The organism is Segetibacter sp., from assembly GCF_025963695.1.
In the GTDB taxonomy this organism is placed as follows: domain Bacteria; phylum Bacteroidota; class Bacteroidia; order Chitinophagales; family Chitinophagaceae; genus Segetibacter.
In genome coordinates this window covers 1-16,675 of sequence record NZ_JAOQAH010000041.1, presented here as the reverse complement: position 1 = coordinate 16,675, position 16,675 = coordinate 1, and the positions used below count along the sequence as shown (strand labels likewise).

Below are 16,675 nucleotides of genomic sequence, written 5' to 3'. Positions count from 1 at the left end.
ATAAATACGGAAATGTGAGTAAATGGATATAACAAGTAAAACAGCCTGGAGTTTAGGACAACGAAAACTTTGTTGATGACAACCTTTTACCGAATAGTTTTTACCGCTGTTGCTGAATAACCTTTTCCACCCTTACCATTTTGCCAATTTCATTTACTCCTTCAAGTATAACCCTATACGCTTTTGTAATATCATTATTATAAAACTCCACTCGTACCTTTTTCCTGCTGCCGTCAGTTAGAATCAGGGGGTTCCAATAAAGTGTAGTACGGAAGTCAGCAGCCACTTGTGATGATCCTGATAAGTCTTTATAATTAGGAGAGTAAAATTCTTTAGGGGCAGAATAACCAACCACCATACTCTTATTTAAGCCTTTTCCAGGCTCCATTTTCACATCTCCTCCTTTTTTGGTATACACTGCAATAGCTCCACCTGCACCACCACCCATTGCTCCGATAAAAGGTGGCCGCATTACTTTTATATAAGCGACGTCATTTACTGATATTGAAGAAAGCTGGGAGACATCGGCTTGCATTTCATTTAAGAAGAGTGCTGGCCTGCTTCCCCTCCACTGGAGATTTGCATTAGAACCTGCCCCTGTTATTTGAAGACCTGCAACCTTTCCTTGCAGATAAGAAAAAATGTCTAAATTACCTGCTCCATTGTTGGTAGTTAAGTCAAAAGAATAGCCATTGTCTCCCCTGAATAATCCACTGGCGTATTTTTCATCTAACTGCTGCGCAACACTTTTTGTTCGCGTTCTTACGGTAACGGCCTCCAATACGTTTCCTTTCGGATCAAACTTGCTGCCTAGCTGAAATAGTTTATCTGCAAAAAATTTTGTTCTTGCAATTGCTGCAGTATCAATCTCCAGGTTTAAAGGCCTGTTTAAAAGGTCGATTCGCCTTGGTCCTTTTATGAAGTTGTTATAAAACCCGAGGCTCATCTCCCTTTCGGCTTTTTTATCTTTCATAAACTGGTAGAAAACGGTAGCCGTATCATAAAAAACAACATTAGGTAGGGTAAATTTATCGGGGCCGCTTTTAGGCATCTCCAGAAATTGTGATGAGGAGTCTTTGCCTTGTATAAAAATCAATAATTGCTCATCTGTTCTAAGCGGTGAAGCGGTTGTAACACCAAAAACCCGTGCTTCAAGCGTTAAATAGGTGTCTGCCGGAAACTTAATAACTGGTTTGCGTCCTCTTGCCATAGTTGCCCAGTTGTAGCGTCGCCAGCCATGAGTAAGCAACACAAGATCAAGATTATTAGCTGTACTATCTGCAGTATTAGCAAAATAATAGGTGGGATTGTGAACAAACCCTTTAATGTCGCCTGAGAGTAGCATTCGTGAAATAATATTATCTCCCGAAGTTTGCCTTCCTATTGCTGCATCTGTTACTGCCAGAGACATATTAGATAACAGTGTATCATCTACCTCAATTTCAATCGTATTTTTTGCTCTGAAATTTGTATTCAATTCCGGCGTACTCACCTTTGCATCAAAAAGATAATTAGCATTATTTACCATTGTTATCCGTTCTGCTATCGGCTCCCAGGTATCACTAAAAACAGTGATTTGTAATAAGCCCGATGGGAGATTTTCAACAGGAATGGTACCGCTCGTAACTTTAGTTTCGGTCAGGTTAGCTTTAGCTTTATAGACTCTCTCTTGCCCCAGCAGTGCTACTACGTTCACTTTCTTCCAGCTATCCGGAACGTCATCGGTTCTGGTGAGCATAAATACCTTCTTGCCTGCAGCACCCGATATTTTTAGTACAAATCCCTGCGCTTTAGTCTCAGGTAAAGCAACTGTTTGTTTTTTTCCACCAGGGTCAGTCCAAACTGCCTGGTAAGTTTCACTTGCTGCGGGAGTTAAACTAAAACTGCCCATTCCGTCATGAGCAGATGAAAAAGAGGTAATTACTGTGCCCTTGCTGTCTACGATATTTCCCTTTGCAACAACTGGCAATCCCAACTCATCGTTTGCTTTAAAGGCAACCACCGATTGTAGGCTATTTACCAGGTTTCCTCCCTCGGGGAAAAATTGAATTGTATAGTTTTTAGCAACCTCAGATTTCCCCTTTTCGGGCAGTCCGGCTTTATCAGTTACTGCTATATTTTTCTGAAAAATAAATGCAGTGTCAAAATTGAGCATCCAGGTTGTATATCCTCTAAAGATCATATTGCCCGCCCGTAGAGAATCAGGCAAGTCGAAGTTGCCGCTGGCAGACGACTCTGCTATGGGATATACTTTTCGTTGTACAATGTTACCTTTATCATTTATCAGTTCTGCATAAAAGTTCTTACTAGTTGACGACAAACTAAAACCTGAAAAAAGGTAAGCCTTAAACCAAATTGGTTCGCCGGCTCTATAAAGGTCTTTATCAAAATGAACATGAACTTTTTCATCAGGCACCTGCTCTGAATACACCTTTATCATTGAATCGACTACCTGGGCACGTATAGATAAAATTGACAAGAAAAGGAAGATTGATAGGAGAAGCGTTTTCTTCATGTATAAGTGTTTAACGTCGGAACGCTAGAAGCGAATTTAAGGCAAATAAGTATGTGTAAATTGCCAATAATTAGAGAAACTACAATTATACCTGGCAAGATGGAGATGGCAATAGCAGCTTAAAGTAAAATGAAAAGTTGCGTGATGAAGCGCATGTTGAACGGAGCGTCGCAACTAATGACGCACCCCCAGAAAATGCCTGCAACATAAATACTTACACCTGTAAATAAGGATTGAACTTTTTTTCATGTCCAATAGTTGTTGGTTCTCCATGTCCGGGGTATACAATTACCTCATCGGGCAATGGAAACAACTGCTCTCTAATACTGGCCAGCAGTGCCTGGTGACTTCCTCCGGGTAGATCTGTACGACCTATACTTTCACGAAACAATACATCTCCGCCAATAATAAAGTTCTGGTCGTGACAGTAAAAACAAACGCTTCCGGGTGAATGCCCGGGGGCAAGTAATACCTTCAAGGTGTGCTGGCCTAGTTTTATAACATCATCCTGTTCGAGAAAGTGAAGCGGTCCCTCATAATTTTCAAAAGGCAATCCCCACATCTTTCCTGATTGCGGACCAAAGCTTAGCACTTGTTCTTCGTTTGGATGCAGAAATAACTCTAATCCATAATTTTCAAAAACCCATTTATTACCAAAAATATGATCGAGGTGGCAGTGCGTATTTAGCAGTTGAACCGGCAGAAGTTGCTCCTTATCAATAAAGCTTTTAAGGGTTTGTTTCTCCTCTTCAAAGTAACACCCAGGGTCAATAATCAGGGCTTCTTTTGCATTATTATAAATTATATATGTGTTTACAGAAACGGGGTTAAAGGTGAAAATCTTAACTGTTAGCATATTCGTAAATTTACTAGAATTACAATGTATTTATCTTAATTTTAAAGCTCTAAAGAACGGATATGCAAGATAATAGTATGAGTAACAGGATTATTACTTTTTTAGGTTTATGTCTTTTTTGCTTTCAAGGAATATCACAGGTAAATGCAGTAGAATTTGGAAAAAATAGGATTCAGCATAAAAAATTTATTTGGAAATTTTACGAGTCGCCAAATTTTAATACCTACTTCAACCAGGGAGGTCTTGAGCTTGGAAAATTTGTAGCACAGGCAGCAGAAAAGGAGTTGAAATCTATTGAAACACAAATGGAATACTCGCTGCAAAGGCAGATAAATATTGTAGTATATAATAATTACAATGACTTCCGCAGCACTAATATTGGTCTTGGAAACGAACTAATTAACAACGCAGGTGGTGGCCTTACTAAATTGGTTAATAACAAAATGATTGTCTATTTCAACGGCGATCATGCTAATTTAAATTTACAGGTGCGGCAGGGAATTGCAAGGGTACTTCTTGACAACCAGTTGTTTGGTGAAGACATAGGCGAGTTTGCAAGCAACCAGGCTTTACTCGACCTTCCTACGTGGCTTACCGATGGCTATGTAAGTTATGTTGCTGAAAGATGGAGCACCAAAAAAGACGATGACTTAAAAAGTGCCATGCTTAGTGACAGCTACAAAAATTTTTACCAGTTCGCTTTTGAAAAGCCTGAATTAGCCGGCGCTTCGTTTTGGTTTTATATGGAAGAAAAATACAAGAAGGAGAACGTTGCATACTTTTTATACCTCGCCCGAATTTATAAAAGTTTAAATAGTGCAGCCCAGCGCATCGCAAAGAAGAAGTTTAAAGAGGTTCTCAAAGACTTCATGACTTACGAGCAGGAGAAGTACTATAAAGATATTCGCCAGCGCCGAAATGTGCCAAAAGGAACAGTTTCTGTGGTTGAACCGGTGTCTACAAGAAAAGACTACTTCCGTTTCCAGGCTAATCCTAATCCGCGTAATCAGAGCTATGTAGTTGGTAGGTATAATAAGGGGGTTTACTCAGTAGGGCTGTACGAAAACTACGAACTCAGTGCAACATTATTAAACTATGGCGTTAGAACACAGAAAACTGATATTAATCCTACTTACCCCCTTATGGCCTGGGATGGAAAAGGAACCCGTGTAGGAGTAATCTACTGGGAAAATGGAAAGATCAAAATGTTTGTTTATGACGTTATAGGGCGTTACAAAAACTACAAACAGGAAATTGAAGGTCTGGACCAAATATTAGACGTGCAGTTTATGTTGGATGCAAATACTTTTTTGCTTACGGCAGTCAAAAATGGCCATACAGACATTTTCTCTTACAAAATTGAGAGCAAAAAACTGGAGCAACTGACTAACGATGTGTACGACGATCTTGATGCATCCTTCGTAGCTTTTCCAAACAAGACAGGTATTATTTTCGCCAGTAACCGACCCGGTCCTGAAGAAGTAACTTCTGATACTGCCTTGCCAAGTAACCATCGCTACAACATTTTCATGCTCGACTACATTACCAAAAAGCAAATAACACAGTTAACTAATCTTAAGTTTGGAAATGCCCGTTTTCCGATGCAATACAACGTAAATCACTTTACCTATGTGTCCGATGAGAATGGTGTAGGCAACAGGTGGGCCGGGTTTTTTACGACTCAGAGAGAAGGTTTAGATACCCTGTTTTACATAGGAGATGAAGTTTTGCGTAATCCATCAGACAAAGAATTAGACTCTACAATGGTTGCGTGGCAGAAAAATGAGCCTGACAGCATTAGTATGTTCCAGGTTACTAAAGACTCTACCTATACTTTTCCTATGACAAACTATCAAAGTAGTCTTCTTGAAACCAGGATTGCGGGTGACCGTGGCCAGGTAACAGAAGTAACACGTCAGGGAGATGATAAATTCTTATATAAGTTAAGAGTAGATTCTACCCTTCTTCGTAAAAGAAATGTAAATGCGAGGCCAACGGATTATATGCGAAAGATGATGTCGGAACGAAAGGCTGAAGAAGGTAAAGCAACAATCGCTAATAGTGTAGATACGGCTACAGCTAACCCCGGCGCTGTATTTCAGAGCGAGTTTGAAAATGAGAAAAAGGACTCTTTAACGCGGGCAATGGAAGCAGTACCGCGCATTGTACAGGAAAGCGTCTTACAACAATCTAAACTTTTGAATTACCGATGGAAATTTAGCAACGATTATATTGTTGGAGGTGTTTCTAACAACATCCTTATTAATCGCTATCAGCCATACGCAGGAGGAAATGGACCAATCCAACTAGGTAATGGTTCTAACCTCAACTTTACTTTTCGTACAAGCGTTAGCGACCTGATGGAGGATATTAAGTTTACCGGAGGGTTTCGATTAGGAACTAACCTGCGGGACAATGACTACCTTTTCGGGTTTCAAAACTTTCGTAAACGTTTTGATTGGGGCTTAACCTACTACAGAACCAATAACAATAATGCAGCAGGATTTGAAGGAACCAACCGTGCCTATAGCGCCCGTTTCAACACAAACATTTACCAGTTCAATGGTAGTTATCCTTTAAATGAAGTAAAAAGTGTCAGGTTAACAGTGGCTTATCGCCGGGATAGAATAATAATAAAGCCTACTCCCTATGTTAACGGCCAACAGTTACCACCCGATAGAGTTGCCCTTGCCTTCCCGGACATTTTATCTCAATATGCTTTAACGAGGTTAGAATACGTTCATGATAATACCATCAATCCTACCATGAATATATGGCATGGGCTGCGGTACAAAGTGTATATGGACGTTAACATGCCGGTCAGTGGCGAATCTGTTAACAACACATACACTTACAATTTTGGATTTGATGCACGGCACTACTTACCCATCTATCGCAACTTTGTCTGGGCAACAAGGGCGGCTGCAGATTTTAGCTGGGGAAACCAAAAGCTTATTTATTATTTAGGGGGGGTAGACGGATGGCTTTCTCCTAAATTCAATAATGCGAACAGGCCTGATCCTGACCAAACCTACGCATTTCAAACCCTTGCAGTTAATCTACGTGGATTTAATCAAAACGTAGCAAATGGCAACAACGCTTTTGTTTTTAATAGTGAATTAAGATTGCCGGTTTTTTCAACACTTTTAAATAAACCTGTAAATAACGCATTTATAAGAAATTTTCAACTGGTTCAATTCCTCGATCTGGGAACTGCATGGAATGGTAAGTACGACAAATTCGCTCGTCCTGGTGTTGCATATACCGAGGGAGGAAATAACCCCGTTTCTTTTGTAACAAAAGCAGGGGGCATAGGTCCTTTTGCCGGAGGATACGGTTTTGGCGCAAGAAGTACGTTATTAGGGTATTTCTTAAAAGCAGATGTAGCCTGGGAAATGAATGGAATATTTAAAGGCAAACCTATTTTATACTTTGCTCTTGGTCTCGATTTTTAAAAACGAGATGCCTAAATAAAAAAACAAAACTGCCCGTGCTTTTGGCCGGGCAGTTTTGTTTAAAATCATTTCTTCCTAAAGAGGAAGAATGTTTGGGCAACACCTGCAATATAATGCCAGGCTAAAGCAGTTTCAGGTTACCATGGCGCTCATTTCATCCTTCCTAAACCGAAAAAATTTTTCCCTTTTTTGGAACTAGAAATAAGATAATAGTTCATCTTTTTTGTCATAACCCTCATGTTACAGCGGTGGAGACACTCACGATGTGTCTGGCTTAATTTTTACGGGATTGATTGACACAAAATTTCGCAAATGGCATACTTTATAAACGGTACGGTAATTTTACTGCTCCTGCTATTTTTTGCGCTTCTTTCTTTTGAAGATTATTTTGCCAATATTACGTCGGGCAGGAAAAGCTTAACCAGGATTATTTTGAATTGGCGATTATTTTTTAAACAGATGCTTCGAAAATAAAACAGCCAATAGAAATTTCATATTGGCTGTTTTTACTTTTTTAAAAATCAAGGCTCTATTTATATCATCTCACTGTGTAAGACCGGGGCTTTCAGCGACACACGGCTTTCATTAAACTTTTTAGCTGCTGAAATAAAATGTACAAACAACGGAGCGGGATTTTCTACTGTGCTTTTTAACTCCGGGTGGTACTGAACGCCAATAAAAAAAGGATGATTTGGCAATTCAATAATTTCAACCAATCCTGTTTCAGGGTTTACCCCACTTGCTACCATACCTGCATTTTCATACTGCTCCAGGTAATCGTTGTTAAACTCGTAGCGATGTCTATGCCTTTCGCATATTTCACTCGTTCCATATATTTCGTGAGCCAGGCTACCTTCTTTCAGCTCGCATGGGTAGCTACCCAGTCGCATCGTTCCACCCATCTTAGTAATCTTCTTTTGCTCCTCCATCATATTAATAACAGGGTTATTATTATGAGGGTCCATTTCTGTACTATGAGCATCTTCAAGACCTAAAACATTTCGTCCAAATTCAATAACAGCCATTTGCATTCCAAGGCAGATGCCGAAGAAAGGAAGGCCTTGTTCTCTTGCATATTTCACAGCGACAATTTTCCCTTCTATTCCCCTATGGCCAAACCCTGGTGCTACTAATAATCCATCAAGTCCGTCAAGTTTTTCAGAAACATTTTCATGGTTTATGAATTCGCTGTGCACATTCACTACCTGCACCTTACATTCATTCATTGCGCCGGCGTGAATAAAGCTTTCCAAAATGGATTTATACGCATCTTGTAATTCAATATATTTTCCAATCAAACCTATTGTTACCTTACTTTTCGGATATTTCAATTTATCAAGAAACCCTTTCCACCTCGTAAGATCGGGCTCCCTGTAATCAGTGATCTTCATCTTTTTTAACGCGATTACATCAAGCTTTTCGCGCAACATCATTAAAGGCACTTCATAAATAGTTGAAGCATCTGCAGCCTCAATTACAGCCTCCGTCTTTACATTACAAAACTGGGCAATCTTGCGCTTAATATCATTGTTTAGCGGTTCTTCTGTACGGCAAACAAGAATATCAGGATGCACTCCATTTTCGCTTAATAACCTTACACTGTGTTGGGTAGGTTTGGTCTTAAGTTCCTTCGCTGCCCGCAAAAACGGTATCAACGTAAGATGTACTACAAGACAGTCTTCTTCGGGCAACTCCCATTGCAACTGCCTTACCGCTTCAATAAATGGCAGTCCCTCAATATCGCCCACAGTTCCACCTATTTCAGTCAAAACCACATCGTACTTATCATCCTTTCCTAACAATAACATCCGTCGCTTAATTTCGTCGGTAATGTGAGGTATTACCTGCACTGTTTTTCCAAGATAAGCGCCTTCTCTTTCCTTGTTGATTACCGTCTGGTAAATCCGGCCGGTAGTAACGTTATTTGCCTGGGAAGTAAAAATGTTCAAAAAACGTTCGTAGTGGCCCAGGTCGAGATCCGTCTCCGCACCGTCTTCGGTTACAAAACATTCCCCATGCTCATATGGATTTAAAGTACCCGGATCAACATTGATATAAGGGTCGAACTTCTGAATTGTCGTACGTAATCCTCTTGCCTGCAAAAGCTTTGCAAGAGAGGCAGCAATAATTCCTTTCCCTAAGCTGCTTGTTACCCCGCCGGTAACAAAAATGAATTTGGCCATAGTATATAAGGTTAGGTTATTTTATTATTGGTTTAATGATTTATTTTTAGGCAGTATTTAATGGCCCGGCATTGTTGTGTCACTCTCTTTTACAGCAATTTATTATTCAACTGTTTTACAATAATGACTGTATGTATCTTTGAAAACACATCCCCTATTTTCATCATAGTTCCTCTATCTCGGGGATTGAAAGCTTAAAAAAATTTAGAATATTACCAAATGTGACCGTGAAGAAAGATAGAAATCATCCAGAGGTCGTACAAACCTACATTTTATTTGTGGGTGAAAAAAAAAACGAGAAAAATCTTAACGAACAGGGCTATAAATTGTTAATAAAATAAAGTCACATTATGAGAATTGTTCTGTTTTTTGTAGCAACCCTTATTACCGCCGCACTATTTAGCTATACATTAAAGACCGATACCAAAATTCTACCTGCAAAACAGGAACCAGTAGTAAGTTGTTACGCTGAAGATATTCGGGAGGTTGCAAAAATGGAAGCCGCAACAAAGGAATTTGCGGCACTACATCCAGATCCCCTTTACTTTAAAGCTAAAGATCCAAAAGGGAAGCAAGTTTCATTTAAAACACCAGACGGTAATAATGGAAGCGGCTATGAAATCAGGAACAATAAGGATACAAAAAACTTTCTATTTGTTATTCACGAGTGGTACGGACTGAATGACTACATAAAACAGGAAGCTGAACTATTAAGCAATGAGCTTGACAACGTAAACGTTATTGCACTTGACCTCTACGACGGCAAACTTGCTACAACCGCTGATAGCGCCATGAAATATATGTCGGGAGTAAACTCCGAACGGCTTGAAAGTATTATTAAAGGAGCAATGTCGTATGCCGGAAGTGATGCAAAGATTTTTACTATTGGCTGGTGTTTTGGAGGTATGTGGAGTTTACAAGCCTCTATATTAGCCAGTAAACAAGGGGCTGGATGTGTAATGTATTATGGCAGACCCGAGACAAATGTTTTAAAACTACAACAATTAAACACGGAGGTTATAGGATTTTTTGCAAACCAGGACAGAAGTATAACGCCTGAAAAAGTAACTGAATTTGAAAACAATATGAAAACAGCGGGTAAAAAGCTTACCGTTTATCGCTACGATGCCGGGCACGGTTTTGCAAATCCAAGCAATCCTATTTTTAACAAACAAGCAAGAGACGACTCGCATCAAAAAACACTTGAGTTTTTAAAGGCACGAATAAAATGATGAAAAGTCAGCGATAGTTGCTGAGTAAAGAAATATAGTAGAACGGAGCGCCGCAACAAAAGATAAATCAGGGAACAATGGTTTGCTACCAAAAACTACTTAAAATTCCTTATTGGCTAAGGAACGAACTGTCAGGAATGTTTAGATAACTATTGTGAGGCTTTGTGATTGTAAACCATTTGAAGTTTTGGTCTGCAATCATTCCCTCGCCATAAATCTTAGAATCGGGCTTGCGTATGATTACCTTCTTATCACTGTAAAAAACTGCCCTGGCCTGGTCCCAATATAATTCTTTACATAAAAGGGTGTCGCCTTTCATATTGAACACCACCACACTATCTCTTAGATAAACTTTATTTTCATTTTGCAGGTATCTGCCATACTTAGCCGACAACTTACTTTCGATCTTTGTGCTATCATTATAAAAATCGACGTGAAGAGATTTTGGAAATTCAATTTTTGGAGTATCTTTTTGATAACTTAACATGAGAGGAGCAGTCAACTTTGCCTTAACCTTTCCATTCTCGCTTAGATAACTTTCTATTTGCCTGGCCTCCTCTACATTGATTACTTTTTTGTTTAGATTTTGTACGTCCCTAATATCATTTTCGCAGGACCAAACAAAAAAGCAGCCAATGGTAATGACTGCTATACTTTTTGCTAACTTGTTTAAGCGCTTATTCATACTTTCTTTTAATAAACCAGACATCGCTAAGGTTTAGTCCTAATGAAAAGCGAAAAAAGCCTTCTGAAATATTATTGTTTTTATTACCTCTGCTTCCTATTTCGAAAGTTGTATTTACAATGGTGTATTGATTGTCGAAGGATCTCCATTTACGAACTGGCAGCCCTGCACCTAAAGTAACCGCATAAATAGGCAACTTGTTCCTATCCGCAGTCAAAGCCTCTTGTCCAAAATAAAATCCTGCACGGTAGGTCACCCGGTTCCAATAGCTTCTAAGGCTTAAGGGGTTGGGTGTAAACTGGCCGCCTATTTTAAGAAGTGAGCTGTTATTAAATCGTTCTGCATTATTGAAAAAGCGGTAATTAGACCATTGGGTGCTTTCATACTCAACTGCAATTAAGCTTTTATCAATTCTATTACCTAAGCGGTCTACGAGACTTGTGTTTATGCTAATACCGGCGGTATAAGAGACTGGCAGGTTAATGGTTCCATTAACTTCCGGCGATACTGCTACGGTGTCGATAGTAATGGGCGTACCATTGGCATCATAAGTAAAGGTTTCGCGGATTGCTGACTGGCTTGCTTTTAAGTTTTGCCTGAGGTTACCAGCTAGCCCAAGACGCAAAAACGAAGTTTTGCTTAGGTTAACATCATACTGCAAACCGCCATTAAAAAAGAAGCTTCCAAAACTTGTATTAGTGGCAGAGTTTGACTTGTAAGTGTTCATACTATCAATAGGAATTGCTCTGGTGTTATTATTTTTATTACCAAACATATAGCCTGTATTCAGGCCAATACGTAAGCCACCCCAACGCTTGCCGATACCGACAAAGCCCTGGTACAATCCTCCGTCGCCCTCATATATATACAACATACTGTCTCTACCAGAACCTGCTATTCTTCTATTTTCCTGGATAGAATAACCAATCCTTGTTAAGGGCCTTAATCCAAATGCAAGGCCAAGATTGTGTTTCTTACTAATTGGCATTCCTAAAGCCACATAAGCAGGTGTAAGGTTAATAGCACTGTATTTTTGAACAGGACTAGTACTTTTTAGTGTGCGGCTATCTAAGGTTATACCAATGTCGTAAGTAACTATTTTTAGATCACTATAACTAGCCGGGTTAGCAAAATTTACGCTTTGACCGTTTCCGTAGGTACTACCGATACCACCAATTGCGCGCGAAATTACGTTTTGACGGGGAGAAGTTTCTCCCAGACCATAGCGAGAAAAGGGAGAGTTTTGTTGTGCAGTTGTATAAAGTGATCCTAATAAAAGAAAAACAATAAGGCTAAGTTTTGGGTTCATGATTGTACTCACTGATGGCGTAAAGCCCTTTGTATATTAAAGAAGGGTCTGCAAATATCTTATTTTTAAGTAGCGCACCAAAAATGCCTATATCTCCCCCGGTTAAATGGACGTTAAAGTTCACAAACCTTTCATTATATAAATCAATAATTCCATCTATTTCTTTGGCCATCCCTGCTATTACGCCGCTCTGAATATTTGTCTTTGTATCATAACCTAACAGCGGGAAATTCCAGTCCGCTTCAACCAGGGGAAGCTTGGCAGTATAATATTGTAATGATTTAAACCGCATCTCCATGCCCGGCGAAATACTGCCACCAATAAACTGGTGATACTTATTTACAAAGTTGTAAGTAATGCAAGTGCCAAGTCCAACAACTAAATTATGCTGACGGGGGAACAAGTCCACCGCAGCTACAACCATTGCCAAACGGTCGGCACCTATTGTATGAGGTTTGCCAACAGGCGAAGTAATTGGCAATTTACTGTCATAAGAAAGTTTATGAAAAGCAGTTCGCTCGCCTAACACTTCTTCAATAGCCGGATTGTGATCTATCACCGAGGAAAGAATGGTGCGCCGCGGTTGGTGTTTTTCTATAACCCGCTCTATTTCTTCTACTGAATCATCTTGTAAAACACACTCTTCTGCAAAGTCCCTGTTTACAAAGACTGCATATTTTAACCGGGTATTTCCAAAATCAAAACATAAGGTTGTCATTAGAACCGGGATTTAAAAGATGTTAGGATAGGGATTATTAGAATTAAATGGATAAATAGAACCATGACGGAAAAGATTTCAAAAACAGGCTGAATAAAGCAACTTCTATATTTCAGTCTAATCCAAAACATCATGAAGATCGCGGTTCTAAATATCAAAGTTCCCTGAAAGATTCTTAAAGTGGCCATTTAACTTAATGCGGTCTTTTAAAACCTCCATCTCATTTACAACCGGCAAAACTTTCAATAAATGTCGCTTCAGGTATTCAAGGCGCTGCTCTTCACGAAATAACCCTGCAAACTCATACTCCTCTTCTAAAGACAAACCAACATGATGGGCTATATCGTAAGCAACCAGTTCATCATCAGCTTTTTTAAAATCTTTTTTAAGCTTCAAAAGGTCATGCAAATCTTTTATGCTTTTAACCACTTTTTCTAAAAGCAACGATTTTTTACTTTCCTCATTCTTAGGATAATTTACAATCGCGCCGCTATACAACTTGTCAGGAATACTTTTAACTACTTCCAAAATCCTGAATATTGATACACCCTTAGTCTTGATGTCGAGTTTGCCGTCGTCGTATACTTCTACAATTTCTTTTACCTCTACCAAAGTCCCTCTTTCACTCAATCCATTTTTTAAAACTGTAGGGATGCCGAAGGGCCTCGCCTCTGCAAAACAATCTGTGATGAGTTGCTTATACCTCGGCTCAAAAATATGCAGGTTTAAGTCTTCGCCCGGAAATACAACTATGCCGAGTGGAAATATTGGGATAAAATTCGTCATAAATACTGCTGTTATTTGTAATAAAGACCCTCTAAAAGTTCTAAAAGTTCACAGAGTTAAAAAAAATTCTGTTCTTTGATGATATAAAATTAGTTAATGAAAATTTCGGGCTTCTCGTACGTAAGAAACGGATTTGAATTTGGTTATCCCTTTATGGAAGCCATTCAATCTGTTTTGCCTGTTTGTGATGAATTTGTTATTGCCGTAGGAGACTCCACCGATGGAACCAGGGAAGCCATTGCAAAATTAGACCCGCAAAAAATAAAAATTATTGACACAAAGTGGGACATGAAGTTGCGTGAAGGAGGAAAAGTTTTCGCACAACAAGCAAATATTGCACTGGATAATATCACCGGCAATTGGGCTTTTCATATACAAGCCGATGAAGTGGTACACCAGGACGATCTGCCAAAAATTATTGCAGCTATTAAAAAATATGATGGCGACGAACAGGTTGAAGGCTTCATATTACCCTTCCTGCACTTTTGGGGCAGCTATAACTATATCCGCACATCCCGACGAATGCACAAACATGAGATACGGATTTTCAGGAATGATAAACTGGTAAGGTCTTATGCCGACTCACAGGGTTTTAGAAAGTATACAACAAATGACGCTTACGAGCAGGGAGAAAAAGGTGAGAAACTGACGGTAAGAAAAATTGATGCACCCGTCTATCATTACAACGGCGTTCGTCCAGACAACGTACAAAAGAAAAAAATGCAGACTTTCGATTTTCTGCATAATGCAGAAACGACTCAGAATGATTATAAGAATTTTGATTACCAGGATGTAGACCGGGTAGAAATATTTAAAGGAAGTCATCCGGCAGTAATGCAGGAAAAAGTGGCCTCTGCTAAAAGTGACTTTGTCTTTGACCCTAAAAAGTCTGTCTGGAAAAAAAAGGATAAAGTAATGCAACCGATTGAAGATATTTTAGGTTTTAAGATTGGAGAATACAAAAATTACAAGTTGATAAGGTGAGTAATGTGGCTTGTCTTGTTACCGAACATTCGTACCGGGTGCACCATCGTTGCGTCGCATTTCGTTCATCTGCAAACCATTTGGCATCTCTTTCCCGCAGCGTATTGAAAGAGATCAATTATACAAAATGACTGAACTTGTTTCTGAAATATCAAAAGGATCCTTTAAAGCATTATCGAGAGCTATTTCGTTAGTTGAAAATAAAGCAGGGGGCTTCGCGGATATTTTGCTAAATCTACCTGCCACTTCTCCCTCTGCCATCGTCGGAATTACCGGGCCTCCTGGCGCAGGAAAAAGCACCTTGGTAGACGCGTTGATCGGCGAGATCGTTTCAGCAGGAAAAACTGTAGGTGTTTTGTGTGTCGATCCATCTTCTCCATTCAATCTTGGTGCTTTGTTGGGCGACAGAATTCGGATGAATAAATGGTACACCCATGCAAATGTGTTTATTCGTTCACTTGCCAACAGGGGATCTCTGGGAGGATTACATCCGTCCATCATTGAGATCACAGATGTAATGAAAGCATTTGGTTTCGATTACATCATTATTGAAACTGTTGGTGTGGGGCAAAGTGAAATTGAGATAGCCGGGCTTGCAGATACAACTGTTATCGTGTTAGTACCTGAAGCTGGCGATGAAGTACAAACGATGAAAGCCGGACTGATGGAAATCGGGGATATTTTTGTAGTAAACAAAGCAGATCGACCGGATGCAGATGCTTTTGAAAAAACCCTTAAAAAAGTCTTTAGAACTTCTCACAGTCATTATGCTGTGCCGGTTGTAAAAACGATAGCATCACAACATGTGGGGATAGCAGAACTGTTTGCCAAGATTAAACTACATAACGAAAGCGATAAGCGAACCGATAAGCATTTGTGGCTGTTAACAGAGAAAGCATATTATCTTATAGCATCGAAGAGAATGGCAGGAATACATAAAGAATGGATTTTCGATTTAATAAAAGCACAATTAGCAGATGAAAAAGAGTTTAACCTTTACCAGTTTATTGAAGAGATAGAAGAAAATAAGTTGAAGTAAGCAGAAACATACTGTAGATATTACCATTCGTAAAAAAAGCAGATAAATAACAAAAAGTACAAGTGAGTGACACAACGATGTTGATAAAACTTGCACTTGCCCGTAACACAATTTCAAACCCATTGACCGATACTCCAACCAACATTATTATAAGCCGTACCGATAGCATTGGGGATGTTGTGTTAACCTTGCCCGTTGCAACGATTTTAAAAAAACATTTTCCTGCAGTTAAAATTGCCTTTCTGGGCAAGGCTTATACCAGGCCGGTTATAGAAGCTTGTACAAGCATTGACCTGTTTATTGATGTGGAAGATTTTATGGCAGGTGAGGTAACCATTTTTGGAGAGAAGCCCGCTGCAATTGTTCATGTACTTCCTATCGCTAAAATTGCACAACGGGCTAAAGAGTTGAAAATACCAATGCGGATCGGAACGACTAACCGCATCTATCATTGGTTCACTTGTAACTACCTGGTAAAACTAAGCAGAAAAAGATCGCTACTGCACGAGGCTCAACTCAACATAAAGCTGTTAGAACCTTTAGGCATTTCAGCCGGTTTTTCGCTTGAAGAGATTGGTAGTTCATTTGCTCTTAACAACATCGTCCCCTTGCCGCAGAAGTTGTCAGACTTGCTTGACAACCATCGATACAATCTCATTTTGCACCCCAAGTCGCAAGGCAATGGTCGCGAGTGGGGTCTTGAAAACTTCATCGGTCTTATACGTCAGTTGGACGGGGATAAATTTAAAATCTTTATTTCAGGAGTTGAGAAAGAGCGAGCACAACTGGCCTCTATTTTCGAAGCGCTTGGAGATCGTGTAACAGACGTCACGGGTTTAATGACTTTGCCTGAATTCATATCTTTTATATCTGCTGCTGACGGCCTGGTAGCAAGTGGTACCGGCCCGATACA

At 39.6% G+C, this 16,675-nt stretch carries 12 protein-coding genes; 5 read left to right on the top strand and 7 right to left on the bottom strand.

Annotated elements, in window-relative coordinates; genetic code table 11:
- Positions 1-100 precede the first annotated feature (100 nt).
- Together JWR87_RS07315 and JWR87_RS07310 are read right to left on the bottom strand one after the other, a co-directional pair.
- Positions 101-2,515, bottom strand: coding sequence for a hypothetical protein (locus JWR87_RS07315; RefSeq protein WP_297817624.1), 2,415 nt, complete (start codon positions 2,513-2,515; stop codon positions 101-103).
- Positions 2,516-2,729: 214 nt separating this feature from the next.
- Positions 2,730-3,371 carry an MBL fold metallo-hydrolase gene (locus tag JWR87_RS07310; RefSeq protein ID WP_297817622.1) on the bottom strand — a complete coding sequence of 214 codons (642 nt, stop codon included), beginning with the start codon at positions 3,369-3,371 and terminating at the stop codon, positions 2,730-2,732.
- A gap of 62 nt (positions 3,372-3,433) precedes the next feature.
- On the opposite strand from JWR87_RS07310, the gene JWR87_RS07305 reads away from it, so the two are divergent.
- Positions 3,434-6,826: a hypothetical protein gene (locus JWR87_RS07305; RefSeq protein ID WP_297817619.1), complete on the top strand. Its 3,393-nt coding sequence runs from the start codon at positions 3,434-3,436 to the stop codon at positions 6,824-6,826.
- Between the two features lie 533 nt (positions 6,827-7,359).
- Here the strand turns inward: JWR87_RS07305 and JWR87_RS07300 are convergent.
- On the bottom strand, positions 7,360-9,009 hold the full coding sequence (locus JWR87_RS07300; RefSeq protein ID WP_297817616.1) for a CTP synthase: 1,650 nt from the start codon (positions 9,007-9,009) through the stop codon (positions 7,360-7,362).
- A gap of 350 nt (positions 9,010-9,359) precedes the next feature.
- On the opposite strand from JWR87_RS07300, the gene JWR87_RS07295 reads away from it, so the two are divergent.
- Positions 9,360-10,241: a dienelactone hydrolase family protein gene (locus JWR87_RS07295; protein ID WP_297817614.1), complete on the top strand. Its 882-nt coding sequence runs from the start codon at positions 9,360-9,362 to the stop codon at positions 10,239-10,241.
- A gap of 109 nt (positions 10,242-10,350) precedes the next feature.
- Here JWR87_RS07295 and lptC read toward each other — a convergent pair whose 3' ends face one another.
- From lptC to JWR87_RS07275, 4 genes are all read right to left on the bottom strand, one after another.
- Positions 10,351-10,926, bottom strand: a complete 576-nt coding sequence (gene lptC / locus JWR87_RS07290) for an LPS export ABC transporter periplasmic protein LptC (RefSeq protein ID WP_297817611.1) — start codon at positions 10,924-10,926, stop codon at positions 10,351-10,353.
- Positions 10,919-12,235 (bottom strand): hypothetical protein, encoded by a 1,317-nt coding sequence (locus JWR87_RS07285; RefSeq protein WP_297817608.1) that lies wholly within the window; start codon positions 12,233-12,235, stop codon positions 10,919-10,921. The genes lptC and JWR87_RS07285 overlap by 8 nt, the downstream gene beginning before the upstream one ends.
- Positions 12,219-12,953 carry a type III pantothenate kinase gene (locus JWR87_RS07280; RefSeq protein WP_297817606.1) on the bottom strand — a complete coding sequence of 245 codons (735 nt, stop codon included), beginning with the start codon at positions 12,951-12,953 and terminating at the stop codon, positions 12,219-12,221. Before JWR87_RS07280 ends, JWR87_RS07285 begins: the two co-directional genes overlap by 17 nt.
- 147 nt (positions 12,954-13,100) lie before the next feature.
- Positions 13,101-13,739 (bottom strand): LON peptidase substrate-binding domain-containing protein, encoded by a 639-nt coding sequence (locus tag JWR87_RS07275; protein WP_297817605.1) that lies wholly within the window; start codon positions 13,737-13,739, stop codon positions 13,101-13,103.
- Between the two features lie 96 nt (positions 13,740-13,835).
- On the opposite strand from JWR87_RS07275, the gene JWR87_RS07270 reads away from it, so the two are divergent.
- From JWR87_RS07270 to JWR87_RS07260, 3 genes are all read left to right on the top strand, one after another.
- A complete protein-coding gene (locus JWR87_RS07270) occupies positions 13,836-14,723 on the top strand; it encodes a glycosyltransferase (RefSeq protein WP_297817603.1) in 888 nt (295 codons plus the stop codon).
- Between the two features lie 127 nt (positions 14,724-14,850).
- Entirely contained in the window at positions 14,851-15,762 is a 912-nt protein-coding gene (gene meaB, locus JWR87_RS07265) for a methylmalonyl Co-A mutase-associated GTPase MeaB (protein ID WP_297817600.1), read from the top strand.
- A 62-nt stretch (positions 15,763-15,824) separates the two neighbouring features.
- The coding region (locus JWR87_RS07260) for a glycosyltransferase family 9 protein (protein WP_297817597.1) at positions 15,825-16,675 on the top strand (851 nt) is incomplete at its 3' end.